The 19,116-nt window shown below is 37.9% G+C and carries 14 protein-coding genes; 4 read left to right on the forward strand and 10 right to left on the reverse strand.

What is annotated here, in order from left to right; all coding sequences use genetic code 11:
• Nucleotides 1–416: 416 nt before the first annotated feature.
• Together CPT03_RS12830 and CPT03_RS12835 are read right to left on the reverse strand one after the other, a co-directional pair.
• Nucleotides 417–815: a hypothetical protein gene (locus CPT03_RS12830; protein ID WP_099439222.1), complete on the reverse strand. Its 399-nt coding sequence runs from the start codon at nucleotides 813–815 to the stop codon at nucleotides 417–419.
• A 310-nt stretch (nucleotides 816–1,125) separates the two neighbouring features.
• Entirely contained in the window at nucleotides 1,126–1,722 is a 597-nt protein-coding gene (locus tag CPT03_RS12835; RefSeq protein ID WP_157766431.1) for a Crp/Fnr family transcriptional regulator, read from the reverse strand.
• A 52-nt stretch (nucleotides 1,723–1,774) separates the two neighbouring features.
• On the opposite strand from CPT03_RS12835, the gene CPT03_RS12840 reads away from it, so the two are divergent.
• Nucleotides 1,775–2,188 carry a hypothetical protein gene (locus tag CPT03_RS12840; protein WP_099439224.1) on the forward strand — a complete coding sequence of 138 codons (414 nt, stop codon included), beginning with the start codon at nucleotides 1,775–1,777 and terminating at the stop codon, nucleotides 2,186–2,188.
• Nucleotides 2,189–2,200: 12 nt separating this feature from the next.
• Here the strand turns inward: CPT03_RS12840 and CPT03_RS12845 are convergent, their stop codons facing one another.
• The gene (locus CPT03_RS12845) at nucleotides 2,201–2,695 is read right to left on the reverse strand and encodes a GNAT family N-acetyltransferase (protein WP_099439225.1); all 495 of its coding nucleotides are present in this window, start codon (nucleotides 2,693–2,695) and stop codon (nucleotides 2,201–2,203) included.
• Nucleotides 2,696–2,813: 118 nt separating this feature from the next.
• Between CPT03_RS12845 and CPT03_RS12850 the strand changes: the two genes are divergently transcribed.
• Nucleotides 2,814–3,623 carry a hypothetical protein gene (locus tag CPT03_RS12850; RefSeq protein ID WP_099439226.1) on the forward strand — a complete coding sequence of 270 codons (810 nt, stop codon included), beginning with the start codon at nucleotides 2,814–2,816 and terminating at the stop codon, nucleotides 3,621–3,623.
• 95 nt (nucleotides 3,624–3,718) lie between these two features.
• On the forward strand, nucleotides 3,719–5,863 hold the full coding sequence (gene dcp / locus CPT03_RS12855; protein WP_099439227.1) for a peptidyl-dipeptidase Dcp: 2,145 nt from the start codon (nucleotides 3,719–3,721) through the stop codon (nucleotides 5,861–5,863).
• A 17-nt stretch (nucleotides 5,864–5,880) separates the two neighbouring features.
• Here dcp and CPT03_RS12860 read toward each other — a convergent pair whose 3' ends face one another.
• On the reverse strand, nucleotides 5,881–6,519 hold the full coding sequence (locus CPT03_RS12860; protein ID WP_099439228.1) for a Pr6Pr family membrane protein: 639 nt from the start codon (nucleotides 6,517–6,519) through the stop codon (nucleotides 5,881–5,883).
• Between the two features lie 144 nt (nucleotides 6,520–6,663).
• Here CPT03_RS12860 and CPT03_RS12865 point away from each other — a divergent pair, with 144 nt between their 5' ends.
• Nucleotides 6,664–8,451: an alpha-L-fucosidase gene (locus tag CPT03_RS12865; protein ID WP_099439229.1), complete on the forward strand. Its 1,788-nt coding sequence runs from the start codon at nucleotides 6,664–6,666 to the stop codon at nucleotides 8,449–8,451.
• 17 nt (nucleotides 8,452–8,468) lie between these two features.
• Here the strand turns inward: CPT03_RS12865 and CPT03_RS12870 are convergent, their stop codons facing one another.
• The 6 genes from CPT03_RS12870 to CPT03_RS12895 form a co-directional block, all read right to left on the reverse strand.
• Entirely contained in the window at nucleotides 8,469–9,215 is a 747-nt protein-coding gene (locus CPT03_RS12870) for a LytR/AlgR family response regulator transcription factor (RefSeq protein ID WP_099439230.1), read from the reverse strand.
• Between the two features lie 126 nt (nucleotides 9,216–9,341).
• A complete protein-coding gene (locus tag CPT03_RS12875; protein ID WP_099439231.1) occupies nucleotides 9,342–12,338 on the reverse strand; it encodes a histidine kinase in 2,997 nt (998 codons plus the stop codon).
• 42 nt (nucleotides 12,339–12,380) lie between these two features.
• Nucleotides 12,381–13,790, reverse strand: a complete 1,410-nt coding sequence (locus tag CPT03_RS12880) for a c-type cytochrome domain-containing protein (protein WP_099439232.1) — start codon at nucleotides 13,788–13,790, stop codon at nucleotides 12,381–12,383.
• 3 nt (nucleotides 13,791–13,793) lie between these two features.
• Nucleotides 13,794–14,732, reverse strand: coding sequence for a sugar phosphate isomerase/epimerase family protein (locus tag CPT03_RS12885; RefSeq protein WP_099439233.1), 939 nt, complete (start codon nucleotides 14,730–14,732; stop codon nucleotides 13,794–13,796).
• Between the two features lie 35 nt (nucleotides 14,733–14,767).
• A complete protein-coding gene (locus tag CPT03_RS12890) occupies nucleotides 14,768–16,276 on the reverse strand; it encodes a DUF1501 domain-containing protein (protein ID WP_099439234.1) in 1,509 nt (502 codons plus the stop codon).
• 5 nt (nucleotides 16,277–16,281) lie between these two features.
• Nucleotides 16,282–18,945 carry a DUF1553 domain-containing protein gene (locus CPT03_RS12895; RefSeq protein ID WP_245869831.1) on the reverse strand — a complete coding sequence of 888 codons (2,664 nt, stop codon included), beginning with the start codon at nucleotides 18,943–18,945 and terminating at the stop codon, nucleotides 16,282–16,284.
• Between the last annotated feature and the right edge of the window lie 171 nt (nucleotides 18,946–19,116).

The raw sequence follows: 19,116 nt of genomic DNA on the forward strand, positions 1-19,116 counted from the left end.
GGCAATAGTAAACTAGAGATCCAAATCCCCCAACAAATTATACGGGTTCGCTTAGTATTCCAGTGATGATTTATAAATTCATCATATATATTCTCATGCCTTCCCTTTGCTGCTAACACATAGTACAATATTATTAAGATAACAATGTTTAATGCAATGCTTACTACCCGGGTGTACGGGGTAAGATGTAGTACTGATTTATTGATTAGCAACCCAAGTAACATACATATACCAAAGATGGTTAATTCCACTAATAATAGCGCTCTAAACCATCCATCCCAACTCTCAGGTTTGTCTTTATAAAAGTAGAGGAAACAGAAGTAATAAAATCTTAGTAGCATGCTGGTATAAATATAAGAAACTTATACTTTTCAAATCCCCCTTCGGCGTAAATGCACTAATGATACACCAAGACATTACAACAACTTAAACATTGACATTGCGATGGCCAACAATATAAGAATTGGTGCCACAACCATAATGAATGTTACATAAATTAGATAAGCCCATTTGATAATAGGTGTTAATGCATTAAAGTCTTCAATCTTATCAGCGGCACTTTTGGATCGGTAAGCTTTTGTGAAATGATAAGATAGCCATGATAGAAAAGGTATTAAGGCTAGCCCAAAGACCAGATACAAATTCAGGTCTAAGTATTTAGTTGCTATAAACAGCCATAGGATGATCAGCATACCTATTGATGCATTAATAACCCTCATTCCTGAAAGCTCATTAAAATAACGACCCCATATCTTCCTCTGTACACATAAGGCAGAACTTTCTAAATTGTAGTAAAAGGTATGGATTGATTTCAATAGTTTATATAAATGGTAGGTCAAATATAATGTTTTCACTAGAAAGTCTGGGGCATTCGCCTCTAGGGGTAAATTATCCTAAATGATTTTGATACTGGCGATCATCTTTCCAACCGATGTGAGCTCTCTTACGTTTATAGCCATTACAACTTTATCAAAGTCCATGTTGAGTCCATGGTAAGTCCATGTCTAATCCATATTTTTACGATAAAAACATGGAGTTATCTTGCAATTTCAGTTATGTCATATTGGGATGTGGTACTAGCATAACTTTGCACAAAGCACGCATTCTACCCGCATATCAAAAAAATTATTTACGGACACGACTCAATGTTTCCTGAGACATCCCAAGATAAGAGGCTATATATCCAAGTGGAATTCTATTAAGTAAATATCCTTCATGAGATAAAAAATGTTCGTATCGCTCTTTTGCAGATAATGTGCGTAAAGAAATTGCCTGTTCCTCTGATCTTACATAATATGTCTCAATCAGTTTTCTTCCAATATAATTGAACTGTGGATGTTTTGTGTAGATTTCCTCCAGATGACTTTTACTCAATTGAAGAAGCTCGCAGTCCTCTACTGCTTCAAGGTATTCCACTGAAGGGTTTCCAGTAAAGAAGCTATTAACAGAAACAACAATATCATTCTCTATTAAGATCCAAGATACCTTTTCATTCCCATCAGAATCGATATAAAAACTTCGTAAAGCACCAGACTTGATAAAATAAGCATGTTTACTAATATCCCCTGGCAAGAGCAAATATGTCTTCTTACAAACATTCAATGTTTTACTTTTTGAGAGAATATCAGAAATAACATCATCATTAATTGACTGGATAGCAAGAAGCTTTTTAAAAATTGAAGAATGGATATCATCAGCCATATCTTTTTTGATTTTTGTCAAAAGTAGAGTAAAACTAATCATTTAACTTGCCCAAATCAATATCAGATCAATTATGAAAATAGACAACTGCATCATTAACAAATTAACCTTTATGAAGGTAATTTTCCCCCTATTTTACGGATTTTTTGTAGTGGCATTAGGCGACAAACTTTCATTCCCAATGTTTGCCTATCTTTTGATAGCCCTGTTAAATCTTGAGACATCGGCACTAGGGATTATTGGATATGGGAGTATCTTCTATCTCATGTTTACCGGCTTTTATCACTTCGACAAAAATTGGAATTATCGATGGACAATAGTTTGCAGTTTGGCACTCGTACTCTTAACTGCAATACCGATATATTGCAACATCATTAATGGTGGCCGCTACGTATTTATTTTCATTGCAATTGCACTACTGATGGCTGCATTTGTTATATACGGAAGTATTTTAGGCCTTCGTATATTAAAGTTTGCAAAAGAGTAATATAGTTTACTTTCATTCTCCAGATTCATATGTAAAAACCATTTTATGAATATCGTAACTTATCTCTTCATGTACCATTGTTTTACTTTTCTCTGGTAAGAATTTGAAACCGACAGACTCATAACATCTGATTGCCGCATAATTCTTTTCCCCTGTAAAAAGTTCAACAGTATTAGTGTTATAAAGTCGCTTAGATTCTTCTACTAGGAGTTCTATAAAATATCTACCCAATCCTTGACCCCGAAGACTTGGCTCCCCTATTAGAATCCTGGCTAGTCTGGGGTAGCCACTTTCCTGAGCGATAATCTCGCCAAATGAAAATGGCAAACCATCCTGAGTATATCCTATATAAAAGCAGCGATCTGAATGTTTAATTCTGTAGTCTACTATTTGTTGTTCAATAAGAGGGAAAGTAAAATCTGTACCGGAAAATTGAAGCAGAAGTTCAGCATCGGTTACCCAATTCTTCAATAATTTAAAATCTGAACTTTTGTAAGGTTTGAGCATCTCTTAATATAAAGTGGTATTATTTTTTCCTAATACCAATGTTACGAAGATATATTTGGATATTTAATGTCAGAATTTAACTTTGTTCTAACCAAAATATTTCTTTATCTCAAAATTTATGAAAACTATTTTCTACGCCCTTTTAACAACCGTTGTTTTCTCAGCCTGTCAAGGCAATAAAGAAAATGCCGCAACTTACTCGCCAAGAGTATTAACTGCAACAGAAAAATTCAACTATTATCCTGAAACTAGAGGCGACACCTTAGCGCTTATTACTGCCGAAGGTGATAAAAAAGCAGCTGAAGAAGCAACAGAGGTTTTTAGTGTAAAATACAAAGATACCGTTATTCAAATCCAAACAAATCCAGCCGATAAAGCCTCTGCAATAGGCAAATTTTCTACTGCTGAATATGTAAACACTCAAAAAACTACTTTATTGGTTCAAATTGCAGATAATTCAGGCCTCGAAGCTCCTGTTTATCTAATTAGCATAGCTGATAAAAAACCTGAAGTAATTAGCCTTTACAGAGCATCTAAGGGTAAAAATGATAAAGTATATACCAAAGGAATTATCAAAACCGGCAGAGACGGTTATTTAGTTAATAACGACTTCTTTGTTACAAATGTTAACGCCAAAGTTTTCTTAATTAAAAGACAAAATGAAGATGAAAGAATCCAGGGTGAGTTTATGCTAAAATCTCCTGATAAGCAAACACTGGCTTTCCTTTGCGAAAAATCATTCTTTCAGGTTCATTATCCAACAGGAAAAGTTTTTGATCAAGCTTTGAAAACTATACCTACTGCAAAAGGGAATGAACTATTTGTGTGGATTCAGGAGAACTATAAATGGGATAGAGATAAAGAAGGGATATCACATTTAATACCCAGCGACAACGATAAAATTGTTGACTTAAAATCGTTCAAATAAATATCACAAATTTAGATTAAAAAAAGCGCCTGTATCTTCATCTATGATACAGGCGCTTTTTTATGTAAATTAGATCTACAAAATAAAAAAACTGCATGAAAACATCCTTTAAGATTCCTTTGGTTGCAATGCTCGCAATATTAACCTCATGCCAAAATAATGGCAAAAAAAACACAACAGACGACACGGCTTCATCATCCTCAAATCCCTTTCTTAATCAGAGTAAATTGCCTTACCAGGCACCTGATTTTGATCACATAAAAGATAGCGATTTTAAGCCCGCCTTTACCGAGGGCATGAGAATTCATCTGGAAGAAATTCAGAAAATCGCTAACAATACTGAAACGCCTACATTTGAGAATACACTTGTAGCAATGGAGAAATCTGGTGAAATGCTGACAAGGGTAAATCGGATATTCGGCCTGCTTACAGGTGCAAATACAAACGATGATCTACAGAAATTGCAGGAAGAAATTGCGCCTAAACTTGCAGCTCATCAAGATGCTATATCATTAAATCCTGAACTGTTCAAAAGGATTGAATCTATTTATAACACAAGAGAAAAGTTAAAATTAGATCAGGAATCAAAACGATTAATAACGTATTACTACCAGGCATTTGTTTTAGCGGGAGCCAAACTTTCGGAAACCGACAAAACAACTCTTAAGAAGCTGAATGAACAAGAGGCTTCTTTAAGTGCCAAATTTTCTAATCAGCTTCTTGCAGCTGCCAAGACAGGTGCTTTAGTTGTTAATGACAAATCAGAACTTGCCGGACTTTCAGAAGGTGAACTTGCAGCGGCTGCCCAGGCAGCAAAAGCAAATAAGTTAGATGGTAAATGGTTGCTACCTCTTCAAAACACCACCCAGCAACCTTCCTTACAAATGTTGTCAAATCGTACAACCAGACAAAAGCTATTTGATGCTTCCTGGAATCGTGCAGAACGAAACGACACAAATGACACCAGAAAAGCAATTGTAGAAATAGCAAAAATTAGAGCAGAGAAAGCTAAGCTTATTGGTTTTCCTAATTACGCTGCCTGGAAACTGCAAGATCAAATGGCCAAAACTCCAGAGGCAGTCGAGAGTTTCTTTTCTAAACTTGTTCCATCTGCAACAGCAAAGGCAAAAGCTGAGGCAGCAGATATTCAGTCTATAATAGATCAGCAAAAAGGTGGTTTTAAAGTTGAACCGTACGACTGGAACTATTATGCTGAACAAGTACGCAAGGCGAAATACGATCTGGACGAAAATCAGATCAAGCCTTACTTTGAATTAAATAAAGTACTTGAAAACGGTGTTTTTTATGCTGCTACACAGCTTTATGGGATCACTTTTAAAGAACGTACAGATCTTCCGGTTTACCATAAAGACGTAAAGGTATATGAGCTATTCGATAAAGACCAAACCACAATCGGCTTGTTTTACTGTGATTATTTTAAGCGCGACAATAAATCGGGAGGCGCCTGGATGGACAACATGGTTGGCCAATCTAAATTATTAGGCACTAAACCTGTTATTTTTAACGTATGTAATTTCACTAAACCGGCAGCTGGCCAACCTGCATTAATCAGTTTTGATGATGTTACTACCATGTTCCATGAGTTTGGTCACGCGTTGCATGGTTTCTTTGCTAACCAACAATATCCGAGTTTATCGGGAGCTAATGTTGCCCGTGATTTTGTAGAGTTCCCATCTCAGTTCAATGAGCATTGGGCAATAAATCCAACTGTATTTAAAAATTATGCAGTGCACTACAAAACAGGCGAACCAATGCCGCAAACATTGATTGATAAGATCAAAAAGGCAGGCACATTTAATCAGGGCTATGCATTAACCGAGGTCCTTGCAGCTGCGGCTCTTGATATGCAATGGCATAAACTCTCAGCAGCTGACCCTTTACAGGATGCAGATAAATTTGAAATTTCCGCCTTACAAAAAACACATCTTGATTTGTCTTATGTCCCATCACGCTACCGATCTTCTTATTTCTTACACATTTGGGGAAATGGATATGCTGCAGGTTACTATGCTTACCTATGGACAGAAATGCTAGATCATGATGCATTCTCCTGGTTCGAGGAAAACGGAGGATTAACTCGTGCCAATGGCCAACGCTTTAGAGACATGATACTTTCAAAAGGGAATACAGAAGATTATGGAAAAATGTTCAGAGATTTTCGTGGCCATGACCCAAACATTTCTGCAATGCAAAAATATAGGGGCTTAGTTACAAAATAATACAGAAAGAGAACCGGTTAATTACCGGTTCTCTTTTTAAATCTTCCTCCAATCCAAACCGATAAAAACGACAATACTAAGAATACAACCAGTACATAAAAACAGTTTACAAATACTGTTGCATACCCATATTTTGCTACATCTACAAATGGATAAGGGTAAAATCCAGATACAGAGCCTCTGAATAAGATAAACATTAAATAAATAAAAGGATAAATAAGCCATGCAAATGTATCCCTCCACTTCAATAATTCTTTAGGTACAAACAGGAACCAATAGAATACAAATAAAATTGGGACAATTAAGTGTAGCAACTCATCAACTATCAGCTGCAAACCTTTCGGTTCCCAGGTAAACCTCAATATCAAATTATAAACTAAGGCCACTACAGAAATATAAACTGCCGTTGCTGTTAAGGTAGCTGGCGCTGTAAAAAATCCACCCTCCTTTCTCCTTAGTAAAAGTGCAGTAAAGCACAAAGCCACCAGAATATTCGTTAAGATAGTAAAGTAGCTAAAATACCTGATAACAGACTCATCAACCGGAACAATCTCGCTTTGGAGAATAAGGTAAAACTGCCCTGCTAGCGCAAAGCAACCAGTGGCAACACCTGTCACCAGTATCCAATTACCTCTTTTAACAGTTGCTTGTTCCATATAAATACCAAGTTACGTAAAAAGCAATAATTGCGCTAAAATAAATACCAGGCCAAAAGAGTTTAATAATTGGCTATTAAAGGATAATAATCTAAAGGCCCATCGCCTATCTTAGTTGATTGTTAACCAAACCATAAACGAACGATGTCTATTTTAAAAGCATTTATAACCACTGGCATTCTCTCTGCATTAACATTTTCCTCATCTATAGCTCAAGACATTGAGCGATGGGATAAACAAGCAAATGAAAAGGAAAATCCTAACACCAAATGGTTCAAAGAAGCAAAATTCGGCATGTTTATCCACTGGGGTTTATATTCTAAACTAGGAGGAGTATGGAATGGCAAAGATTATTATGGTAGCGGCGAGTGGCTAATGCATCAGGCAAAGGTACCTGTGGCCGATTATGCAAAAGTTGCTAAAGAATTTAACCCTGTAAAATTTAATGCTGATGAATGGGCTGACCTTGCAAAGGATGCGGGCATTAAATACATGGTAATAACAGCCAAACATCACGAAGGTTTTGCCATGTACGATTCAAAAGTAAGTGATTTCAATATCGTAAAGGCCTCTCCATACGGAAAAGATCCTATGAAAGCACTTTCAGTTGCTACCAGAAAAAGAGGAATAGAATTTGGCTTTTACTACTCTCAGTTCCTGGATTGGCACGAGCCAAATGGCGGAGGCAATAATTGGGACTTTGATGAAACAAAGAAAGATTACCTAAAATATTATAAAGAAAAATCTATCCCCCAGCTAAAAGAATTGCTTACCAATTATGGTAACCTGGGTATTGTTTGGTTTGATATGCCTGGTGGACTGGATAAAAAACAAACTCAGGAACTGGTAGACAGTATGCATGCCTTACAGCCTAAAAGTTTGTTTAGCAGCAGGGTTGGCCAGGGCTTGGGAGATTACCGAACCTTTGGCGATTCTGAGGTTCCTGCAACACCAATCTCAGGTGCATGGGAATCTATATATACTCATAACGATTCATGGGGATACATAACCCACGATATGAATTTTAAGTCTCCTAAAGAGATTATCCAGCTGCTCGCAAACGTAGCCTCAAAAGGCGGCAACCTTATGCTAAATGTTGGCCCTGATGGAGAAGGAAATATGCCCCTATATTCGATAAAATATTTAAGAGAAACCGGTAAATGGCTCCAAACAAATGGCAAGAGTATTTATGGAACTACCTATGGATTAATTCCTGCGCAACCTTGGGGTGTTACTACCTCTGCACCGGGTAAACTTTATCTTCATGTATTAAACAACCCCCGAAATGGAAAAATTAGGGTACCTGGGGTAAATGTTGCAGTAACCAAAGTGTTTCAGCTTGCCAATAAACAACCCGCTAAGTGGACAAAACAAGGCAATGATATTATTGTTGATATGCCTAAATCCTTAAACGACCATAATACAGTGCTTGCAGTTCAATTTAATGGCAAACTCAACGATGGTTATGCAGCTTCAATACCACAGGTTTCACAGCAATATGATTTTAATACTATCGAAGCAGTAAATGCCAATGTTAAAGGAAACGCAAAAATCGAATCCCTTACCTATAGTCATTATTTTGGCGACTGGAAACACACAACCTGCATAACCAACATGAGTAATCCGGAAGATGAAGCATCATTTAAGTTCTCTGTAACAGAAGCAGGTGATTATAAAATACTGCTTGAATACTCATGTCCTGATGCTAGCAGTAAACAAGAAGGATTAATGAGTTTTAATAATACAACCTACAAATTTCAAACCTTAAGAACATCTGAATTCAGTTCAGGAAAACCCTTGTTGTTTATAAAACATCCTGTTGCCATTGTTTCTGTAGCTAAGCCAGGGATTTATACCATAAAGCTAAGCCCAGATACAGCCGGAAAATCCTTGTTTAATTTAAAATCAGTTATACTGCAACCTGTATTATAAATAATAATTTGTGGCAATTATATTTTGGTAAAAAAATTCAGGAACTCCTGTTTTTTGGTTCTGCTTAGGTTAATGGTAGTATTGTTGGCCATCACTACTTCACCTCCCTCTCCCCTTATATAATGTTTTATATAGTCAAGGTTTATAATAAAGGATTTATGAGCTCTAAAGAAGCTATGGTCACTTAAAGCTTCCTCAAATGAAGAAAGTGTTTTACTAACCAAATGAACCTGCCCATCATTCATGATAATATTGGTATAGCAACTGGTAGCTTCCAGATATAATATTTCTTTGATTTTTACAAAATGAAGTCCCTTGCTGCTAGATAAGGCCAGGGTATCCATAATTCTGGAATGAGTAAAGTGTTTTGCCATTTGAAACTGTTTCTTAGACGAAATAGTCTCATTATTTACAAACCTTTCTACAGCTTCTTTTAGCTCAGTTTTATCAATTGGCTTTAGTAAATAATCTAATGCATTTAATCTTAATGCCGCAATCGCATACTGATCATAAGCGGTAGTAAAGATTGTTTGAAAATTAAAATCATTAAACTGTCCCAAAACATCCAAACCGCTCATTACAGGCATTTCTATGTCCATAAATACAATATCTGGTTGATTTTCTTCTATAATTACCTTAGCCTCGGTACTTTTCTGACAAGTAGCAACCACCTCAACTTCCTCACAACACTGGTTCAGCAAATGCTGCAGTGTTATAATACCATGCTTCTCATCGTCAACGATAATAGCTCTGATTGCGTTCATATTTAGATAGTTCTTAGTCTTTTCTCATAAATTAATTCACTAATATCTAAAATACCAAAAACAATTAGTAAACGGTAACAATTAATCATCAAATGGTTACCATTTAAAATAAACTTTACTGAAAGTTTAATAAATCATGTTAAGGTAAATATGAACAGATGTACCTGTTGCTTCATTATGTTCATTATATAAATCCTCAATTACAATTTGACTATCGCTGCTTAGTAGTTTTAATCTACTCGAAGTAATATCTACCCCGTATGATTTATGTTTAAACTGACTTGGCATAAATGATTCTGCTGCCGCACGACCAATCCCATTGTCCCTTATAGTTATATGCAATATATTTTCGTCACTCCTTTGGATCAATATTTCCAGGAGCCCTTTCTCTTCCCTGTTTCTTAATCCATGCCAAATGGCATTCTCGGCAAAGGGCTGCAAAATAAGTGGCGGTACTTTTAAAGATTCCGGATGAATATCCTTGTTAAACTTAATAACATACTCAAAACAATGCTCTAACCTTACGGCCTCTAAATTCAGATAAAGCTTTAGTGTATCAAGCTCTTTATCTAAAGAAATAGCTGTATGTTTAGAATTATCAAGTATATTCCTCATTAACTTAGAGAACGTAGTTATGTACTCACTTGCCTCCTCAATTTTATGCTCAATAACGAAGCTATTTATAGAGTTAAGAGTATTAAACATAAAGTGAGGGTTCATTTGCGACCGCAAAGCCTGCATCTCAGCATCTTTAAGCTTTCGTCTGTACTGTTCTTCAAGCTTATGTTGATGAAACAAATACCTGTAAACATATACTATACCCAATATAATAAGCCCAAACATCAGGAATAAAAACCATTGTGTTTTATAAAATGGTGCGGGTACATATACCTTTACCACCAATCCTTTTGATTGCCAGTTCTCCATATTGTCCCCTGCCTCAATCAATAAATGATAATCTCCCGGAGCAAGATGCCTTAACGGCAATTCAGCCTTATTACCCAGGTAGTTCCATTTCGTTTCATCCTTAAATTTATAGCGATATATTATTTTCCGCTTATCAATATAAGTTAATGAAGAGAAAAGTAATTCAAGTTCTGTTTCGCCTTTCTTAAGTTCAATGTTAGGATTATTGGTGTTAATAGTCTTGCCGTTTATTTTAATACCACAAAGCTCCAGTTTGTTTACCAGCTGAGACCTCACAATTTTACTTACATCAATAAAAGACAGGCCATTCTCTACACCAACAACCAGATTTCCATTTTTCAGTTTTCTGAATCCGTATATCAGATCATCACCTGGCAACCCATCAATTTGCGATATCCTGATCACTTTATCAGTATTCCTGTTATAAACATTTAATCCTTCCTCAGTAGCAAACCATATATTACCATTATTATCTTCAGTAATTCCTTCAACTCTATCATTGGCTACATCGTACGTTTTAGTATTCAGGAGCTTTTTTATCTCTCCATATGAGTTTAGTAAATTCCAGCCACCGTATCCTGAAACCAGCACATTATTATTTGCTGCCGGGGCAATCCGATTGTAATAATCTCCGGAAAACATAGAATGGTTTGAATTTGCCTTAAACTTGCTTACCTCAGTAAAAGCTCTTAGAGCATCACTGTAAATTGTAATCCCAAAATCTTTAGGCATCCAGCCAATCAACCATATCTTACCATCATTATGCACATAGATATCGTTCCACAAATTGTCGGACCAAAACTGCTTGTCATTCGTCACCAGCCCCTCTTCTTTTTCAAGCGAAGGCCATTTCCAAACCTGAACAGGCTGTCCGGCGGGTAACACCCAAAGTTGTTTCTTTTTATAAAGAATACATTTTTTTATTGCAGTATTTAGGGATATTGGCAGCTTGGTTAGTTTTTTGTCCTTTTCAGTATCGGTATAAAAAACACCAACATTTGTACTTACAAAAAGTTCACTACCATTGGTATGTAAACTCTCGCATTTCACATCCTCTGCAGGGAGTAACATTTTACGCCAGCCAGAGGCTTTACTATATACCCATAACAGATTATCTCTGCCACAGGTATAAATATCACCATTTGACATCTCAGCAATATCTGCCATCATATTTCCCGGCTTTTGGGAATCAAGAGGCAGCATCTCATTACTTATTGAAGTGTACCGGTTAAATAGCTTAACGAGTCCTTTATTTGTTGCTATCCATATAACTTTGGTTTCATTATTTACAATTACATCATTAATGATCTGTCCATCTGTGCTATAAAGTAATTTGGGTTTTAAGTCATTGTCACCTAGCAAATACAACAACCGGTCAGAATATAATAAAGTTTGGTTAAGGCCATCAAACACTACCTTCTTCATACCTACAATTCGGTCATTGCCAGGCAAAGACGGCAAACTCTTAATCTCCCTACTCCTTAAGTTATACCGGTTAAGTATTCCGTCAGCTGTACCAAAAAGAATTTCGTCCTTGTTGATGTGTAATGCCGAAGCATAATTAAGACTTCTTAACCTCGCATCCGGATGAACACTAAGTTTTCCGGTACCTTTCCGCCAAACATATGAGCCATGATTTGTAAACACCCATATCTCCCCTTTCTTTATTTCTAAAAAAGTGAGATACCGTTTTGACTTATCCGGATTTTTATCAACAAAAAATACTTTACCGATAGTATCATTGGCATTAAAGTATTTAATATTGTTAAAATCACTGCACCAGACCCTATCTTCCGAATCGACAAAAATATTCTCAAAATGGTCATTATTAGGGTCTGTATCATGATATTTATTTATGGCAATTACCTCAGGCTTATCATAAAAGTTTTTTAATAAGCATAAGCCATTATAAACATCATGGTAGTAAATAGCATCCCCTTTAACTAAAAGTGAAGTAATATTAGTTAAGGCTGCCGGATGCTCTAAAAATCGATAACCGTCATATTGTGATAAGCCTCTTCTGGTTGCCAGATACAGATAGCCGTTTTTACTTAAGGCTAACTGCCTGACAAAATCCGAAGGTAATCCTTCATCAAATCGGATAACTTCATCCTTCAAATGACTTTGGGTCTTGCCATAATACGGCAAAAAACACAACAATATTAAAATGCAGTTAACAGATGCCTTAATGCCCATACTACATTAAACTTATCAATTTGCAATGTAAATTGCAAACGATTATTTTGCAGCAGGAGGCTTCACTTCAGTAGTATCCTTTTCAAGAGTCGGCACAACATAACCACCAAAATCCAGATTCACTTTAGCAAATACTTTCTTAAGCTTTGCCTCATCATCTTTCGCAACAGCAGTTTGATAAAGATAAATACTATTTAACCCTTTCAAAGGCCTAAGCTGCTCCACACCTGAGGCAGTCACCTTAGTACCAACAAGGTTTACATATTGTAAGGAATTTACCTTGCTTATCAATGCTAATCCTTTATCTGTAACAGGAGTTCTGCTTAAATTAAGACGAATCAGATTGTCAAGTTTGGCAACTTCCAGCATCCCTTTATCATCTAAGGCCGTATTGGCAAGATTAAGCCAAACAAGTTGCTTTTTTAATGGTTCTAAGAGTTTTAATACCTCAGCACTTGCCTTAGCAGTAACAAAACTTGCAGACAAATAATTACTTGAACTTAACACAGGTATAACTACAACACCTGCCTGTTTAAGTTTATCAACAGCAGCAGCATCTGCTTGTCCAACCTCTTTTTCAGGAATATCTGCCAGTTTATTTTCTTTTTTGGCTGCCCCGGTTTGGAAACTTAGCAGAACTGCCTTTTCCTGTTCCGATTGCTTCAAGTCTGCTACTTTCTTATTAAAGTCAGCCCCTTGCTTTACCCACCACTCCAGCAATGCAATTTCTTCTGCAGTAAGCTGGGGCTTTTCTTTAGGTGGCATATGATCTTCGTTAGATGGCGGGAGGAGCAATCTTTTAATTAGCTCACTTTCCTCAGCACTTCCCGGAACCAATGTTTTTCCATCTTCGCCCCCTTTTAATATAAAATCTTTTCCATCAAGCCTCAGTTTTCCCTTCTGTTTTTCAGCACCATGACAACTATAGCATCTGTTCTGTAACAGAGGCTGAATCATATGCGTATATGTCATTGCCTGTTGCACATTTGCAATTGGAGGTATAGCAGCTTTACCTTTACCTTCATCTTTTAAGGCAGAACTGATATAGTCAGATCCATGGGTAAGTGAACCACCATAATGACCGGTAAGAGTTATTAAAACTACTAACACTACAGCTACCAGGTTTAATGTTGCTTCCTTTGCCTGCTTCTTGTACATGCTATATACACTTAGCGAAATAACGGAAACACTTATACCCAACCACTGATGAATGCCAACCATATTGCTGTCGTAATCTCCACTTTGCGACAATAGGTAACCACTGACAGAAGAAAAGACAGCACCCAATCCACCAAGTAAATAAATAAGTGGCACTGCAGGCCTTAAGCCAGAAAACTTAACATTTATAGTAAGCAATTGAAACAGGCACCCCAACAGCAAAATACCTATTGGCAAGTGTACAAGAATAGGATGAAACCGGCCAATAAGGTCGGGAATTGATAATAATGTCATCTCTTACAACTGATAACGCTTACGCAGCAGGTTCATCATATAAACATTTATTGCCCATTGGTCTGCCACTGGTTGTCGGGTATAAGGTAAAGTTGGCATATAATCAGGTGGGCCAAATTCTGTTAGAATAGTCATCCTTTCCCCCTTCAATTTCTTACGTTCAATAACTTTATCCCACCATGCCAGGTGCGCTTTTATAGCGCCCTCCCATTCGGGCGCACGCGGGTCGTTAACCTGTGCTCCCTGTGGATGGCCAACTCTTGAGTGAATATGGCTAACTCTTTCTAATGCAAGATCAATTGTTTGTTTTTGATCAGAAAGTAAACTTTCATGCACAACACACCAGTGCGATATATCAAGCGTCAACCGTAAATCAGGGTTTTTCTCAATAAAATTTCTTGCAATAGGTGCACAAAAAAGCATTCGTCCACGATGTGTTTCATGATAAATTGGAACTCCCGTTTCTTTGGCCTTTTTGGTTGTATAATCTATAAACAGTTTATTCTGTTCGTAAGTAAAATAGTCCTTACCCGAATGGCAGTTAATGTACACTGGTTTTTGAAAGCTATTTCCGGTTGCAGCATCAAGATTTTTTTTAAAGGTATTTAAATGTGCTACCGCGTCACTTTCGCCCCCACCACAAAGAAAACCAACCTGTAAACCATGTTTCTTTAATGCAGTAAATAAGTTTTCCTGTGCTTTGGCATTATCACCCGGCCACCAAACCTCTATCCCTTCATATCCTTCTTTTTTTGCTAAAGCACAGAACTCATCCGTAGTACCCGGAAAGCCCCAATCGGTAGCCATAAATAACAATTCATATCCAGCTTTTGCTTTAACGGAAGGAATTTCCTGAGCAACTATTTCGCCAAGTGGAGCCAATAATCCGGCTGCTGTGGCAGTTGCCGTAGTTTTTAAAAAATGTCGTCTGTTTTGGTGCATTTATAATAGCGGTAAAAGTTCTTTAAGTAAATTAATTAAGCAATAATATCATGTATAACTTTTCCTCCAACGTCGGTAAGTCTGAACGGACGTCCCTGGAAAGGATAGGTAAATTTCTCATGATCAAAACCCAGCTGATTCAGTATAGTGGCCTGTATATCAAAAGCATCAACCTTACCACTTATGCCGCTATATCCAATCTCATCAGTTTCACCATGGGTAAAGCCTTTTTTAACGCCTCCTCCGGCCATCCAGATGGTAAAGGCATCAGTATGATGATCTCTTCCATTATAAGGATTCTGAACCCCGTTACGGTTCTCCATCATTGGTGTACGGCCAAACTCCCCTCCCCATACCACTAAGGTATCCTCAAGTAAACCACGTTGTTTCAAATCCAGAAGCAATGCAGTGATAGGCTTATCAATACTGCGGCACTTATTCTTCAAACCAATATTTAATGAATTGTTAGGTCCATCTCCATGTGCATCCCAGCCCCAATCAAATAACTGTACATATCTCACCCCTTTTTCTACTAGTTTACGGGCAAGCAAAACATTATTTGCAAAGCAAGATTTGCCAGGCTGCGTTCCATACATTTCATGGATATATTCTGGCTCATCATTAATATTCATAACCTCAGGCGCAGAAATCTGCATCCTGTAGGCCATTTCATATTGCGATATGCGCGATAAAATCTCAGGGTCATTGTAGGCCGCATATTCCTGTTCATTAGAAGCATTTATGGCATCTATAGAAGCCTTGCGCAAATCGCGGCTCATTCCATGAGGATCTTTAATAAACAATACCGGATCTCCCTCACTTCTGCATTGAACTCCCTGATATACAGAAGGCAAAAATCCACTTCCCCAAATGCTTTTACCTGCATCAGGGAAGCTTCCACCACTGGTAAGCACCACAAAACCGGGAAGATTCTGATTTTCAGTACCTAATCCATAAGTTGCCCAGCTACCCATACTGGGCCTGCCCAAACGAGGGCTTCCGGTATGAATTAACAATTGTGCAGGTGCATGGTTAAACTGATCTGTCGAAACGGCCTTTAAGAAACTAACATCATCTACCATTGTAGAGAAATGCGGTAGGTTATCACTAACCCATGCTCTGCTCTGGCCGTGCTGTGCAAATTTTGCCTGTGGCCCAAGCATTTTAGGCACTCCGGTAATAAAGGCAAATTTCTTACCTGCCAATAAAGATTGCGGACAATCCTGGCCATCCATTTTCATTAGTTCCGGCTTATAATCAAACAGCTCAAGCTGCGAAGGTGCCCCCGCCATGTGCAAATAAATTACACTCTTAGCTTTACCTAAAAAAGGCGGGGCCTTTGGTAATAAAGGATGTACCGGGTCATACAAAATATCATTAGTAGTTTTACCTCCCAAACCGCAACTGCCCAGCAAAGCTCCCATAGCTACGGCACCAAGCCCCATTGCACTTTCTTTAAGAAAATGCCTGCGGGTAAAGGCCCTTAGTTCTGTTTCCTGAGCTTCCTTTACCAGGCGATGTGCATTTAATTCATCTCTTGTCATTACAATTAGTTTTTTGTTACCGCTTCATCAAGGTTCAACATTGCATTTGCCACAACCACCAGGGCGGCTGTTTCAGGGTATTTATCTGTTTGCTGCCCTCCAAGTATTTGTTTCGCCTTATCAGGATGCACTTTGTAATCGTTTAATGCCGTCATATAAAGGTTATCTAAAATCCTGAGTTTAGCACCCGAAATAGGTTTATACATCATCCATTCATATCCTTTGGCTATTTGGCTTTTCACTTCCTTTCCTCCCTCTTTTTTCATCCTCAAAGCAAAGAATTTCGCCATGTCAATATATACGGAGTCATTTAAGGTAACCAATGCCTGCAACGGCGTGTTTGTCCTTATTCTTCGCGGAGTACATGCCACCCTTTGTGCGCCATCAAAAGCAATCATTGAAGGATAGGGAGCTGTTCTTTTCCAATAGGTATAAATTGCCCTTCTGAATTGATCTTCTCCCTGCGAATTGTTCCATGTAGCACCATTATATGGCGAATTCCAGATGCCATTTGGCTGCCATGGCATTACACCAGGGCCATACATTTTGGCACTTAATACACCACTTACCGAAAGATGCTGATCCCTGATCTGTTCAGCACTTAGCCTCATTCTTGGGCCGCGAGCATAATATTTATTAAACTGATCTTTCTTTTTTGTATCCTCAGTAACTTTTGAATCCTGCCTGTATGTTGCGCTCATTACCATTTCCTTAATCAGTCTTTTCACGCTCCATTTGTAATCATTCATCAACTGCCATGATAAATGATCCAGCAATTCTTTATGGGTTGGGTTCATTCCCTGTGTACCCATATCTTCAAGGGTTTCTACAATACCGGTTCCAAACAATTGCTCCCACACGCGGTTCGCCATCGTTCTTGATAATAATGGATTCCTTTTATCAGTAAGCCACATGGCAAGCCCTACCCTGTTTTTTGGTGCATTTGCCGGCATAGCATACGCTAAAGATTTAGGAACTCCTGCATGAACCTCTGCTCCCGGAGTAATCCATGCACCCCGCTTAAATACAAATGTTTTACGCGATCTATCGGCTGGGTTCTCAACCATAATAGGTGTTGATCCAACATTTGCATCCATAAGCGCCCAAAATGAAGCCTTATTCTCTTCATAGCCTGGTTTACCCTTTCCAGGGAACTGTTGCGAAAAGCGGAACCAATCAAAGTATACAATAACCTCATCCTTATTAGTGGCGGTTGGGTTAGTATAGGTAAGATACACATCATGCACTCCGGTTTGTGCCTTAAAATCAACAGCAAGGTTACGGTAACCAGGACCTTCGGGAACTTTCCATGATGCAATTACCGGTCCGTTATGCTTATCTAACCTTAACTGCATACTCCCCCCGGGCTTACCTGATGCATACCTGTAAATCAACTGATCTACCTTGTTAAGATTTACTGCAGGAATTCTAGCCACAGCATTATTTTTAAAGAAAAGTGCAATATTGTTATTGCCTATAATTGCATTTACCATGCTATCTGCAATCACTGAATTGATAACCGGCTGGCCTGTTTTTAAAAACTTATGGATTTCAGTTGACTTCTCTGCAGACACGTTAACCTTTAGCCAATTGGTTAATGAAGTAAGCTTTCCTTGCAATGAATCATTGTATTGCCTTAACAAAGGATATTCAGACGAAATATCTTCATCTCTTGTATTGTTAAAGTAAGCCATAAATTCATAGAACTCCTCGTGTTTAAACGGATCATATGGGTGGCTATGGCATTGTACACATGCAAATGTTGTACTTAATAGCCCTTCCCAGGTTGTGTTAACGCGATCAAGAACAGCTGCAACCCTAAACTCTTCGTTGTTGGTACCACCCTCGTCATTCGTCATGGTATTTCTCTGGAAGGCTGTAGCTATATATTGATCATCCGTCGGATTTACAAAGAAGTCTCCGGCAATCTGCTCAGTTACAAACTCATTGTAAGGCATATCTTTATTAAATGCGCGTATTACCCAATCACGGTATTGCCATATATTTCTTCCGGCATCAGCTTCATAACCTTTAGTATCGGCATATCGGGCAACATCCAGCCACATAGATGCCCATTTCTCTCCGAAACGCTGCGAAGCAATTAATGAATCAACCAATATTTGATAAGCCTTATCCCCATCCTTAGCTTTTAAATATTGTTCAGCCAGTTTTTGAGGAGGTGCCATACCTATTAAATCTAAGCTAGCCCTTCTTAATAGCGTAGCTCTATCCGCCTCGCCCGAGGGCTTTAATTCCTGTTCGTCTAATTTTTCAAGTATGAACTTATCAATATCATTCCTAGCCCAATCGCCACTTACACTTGGCACCTCCACTTCTTTAACCGGCAGGTAGGCCCAGTGATCACCCCACTTTGCACCTTGCTTTATCCATCTCTTAAAAATATCAATTTCATCCTCATTAAGGGCTTCGTGTTTATAAGGCATCCGTTCTTCAGGATCTTTGGTTAATAAGCGTTTTATAAGCTCACTCCCATCGGGATCTCCTGGAATAATAGCAGGCTTACCACTTTTTGTAGCTGCCAATGCTTCTTCATGAAACAACAAGCTAAATCCGCCCTGCTTTTTCACTCCCCCATGACAGGAAATGCATTTCTTATTAATAATAGGTTTTACTTCAGTATTGAAATCCACTTTCTTATCATACGACATTAGCAGTGAACATAAGATCACAACTACAAAAAGGACAAGCAGGACTAATAATTTCTTATTTCGAAAAAGTCTCATAACAGCATTACAATATTTGGCTTCTGTGTGTTAATGTAAATTACCTATTATTTCGCTTAAAAACCTAATAGCCAGTGTAAAAGTTTCTAACAAATC

The organism is Pedobacter ginsengisoli, from assembly GCF_002736205.1.
Classification (GTDB): domain Bacteria; phylum Bacteroidota; class Bacteroidia; order Sphingobacteriales; family Sphingobacteriaceae; genus Pedobacter; species Pedobacter ginsengisoli_A.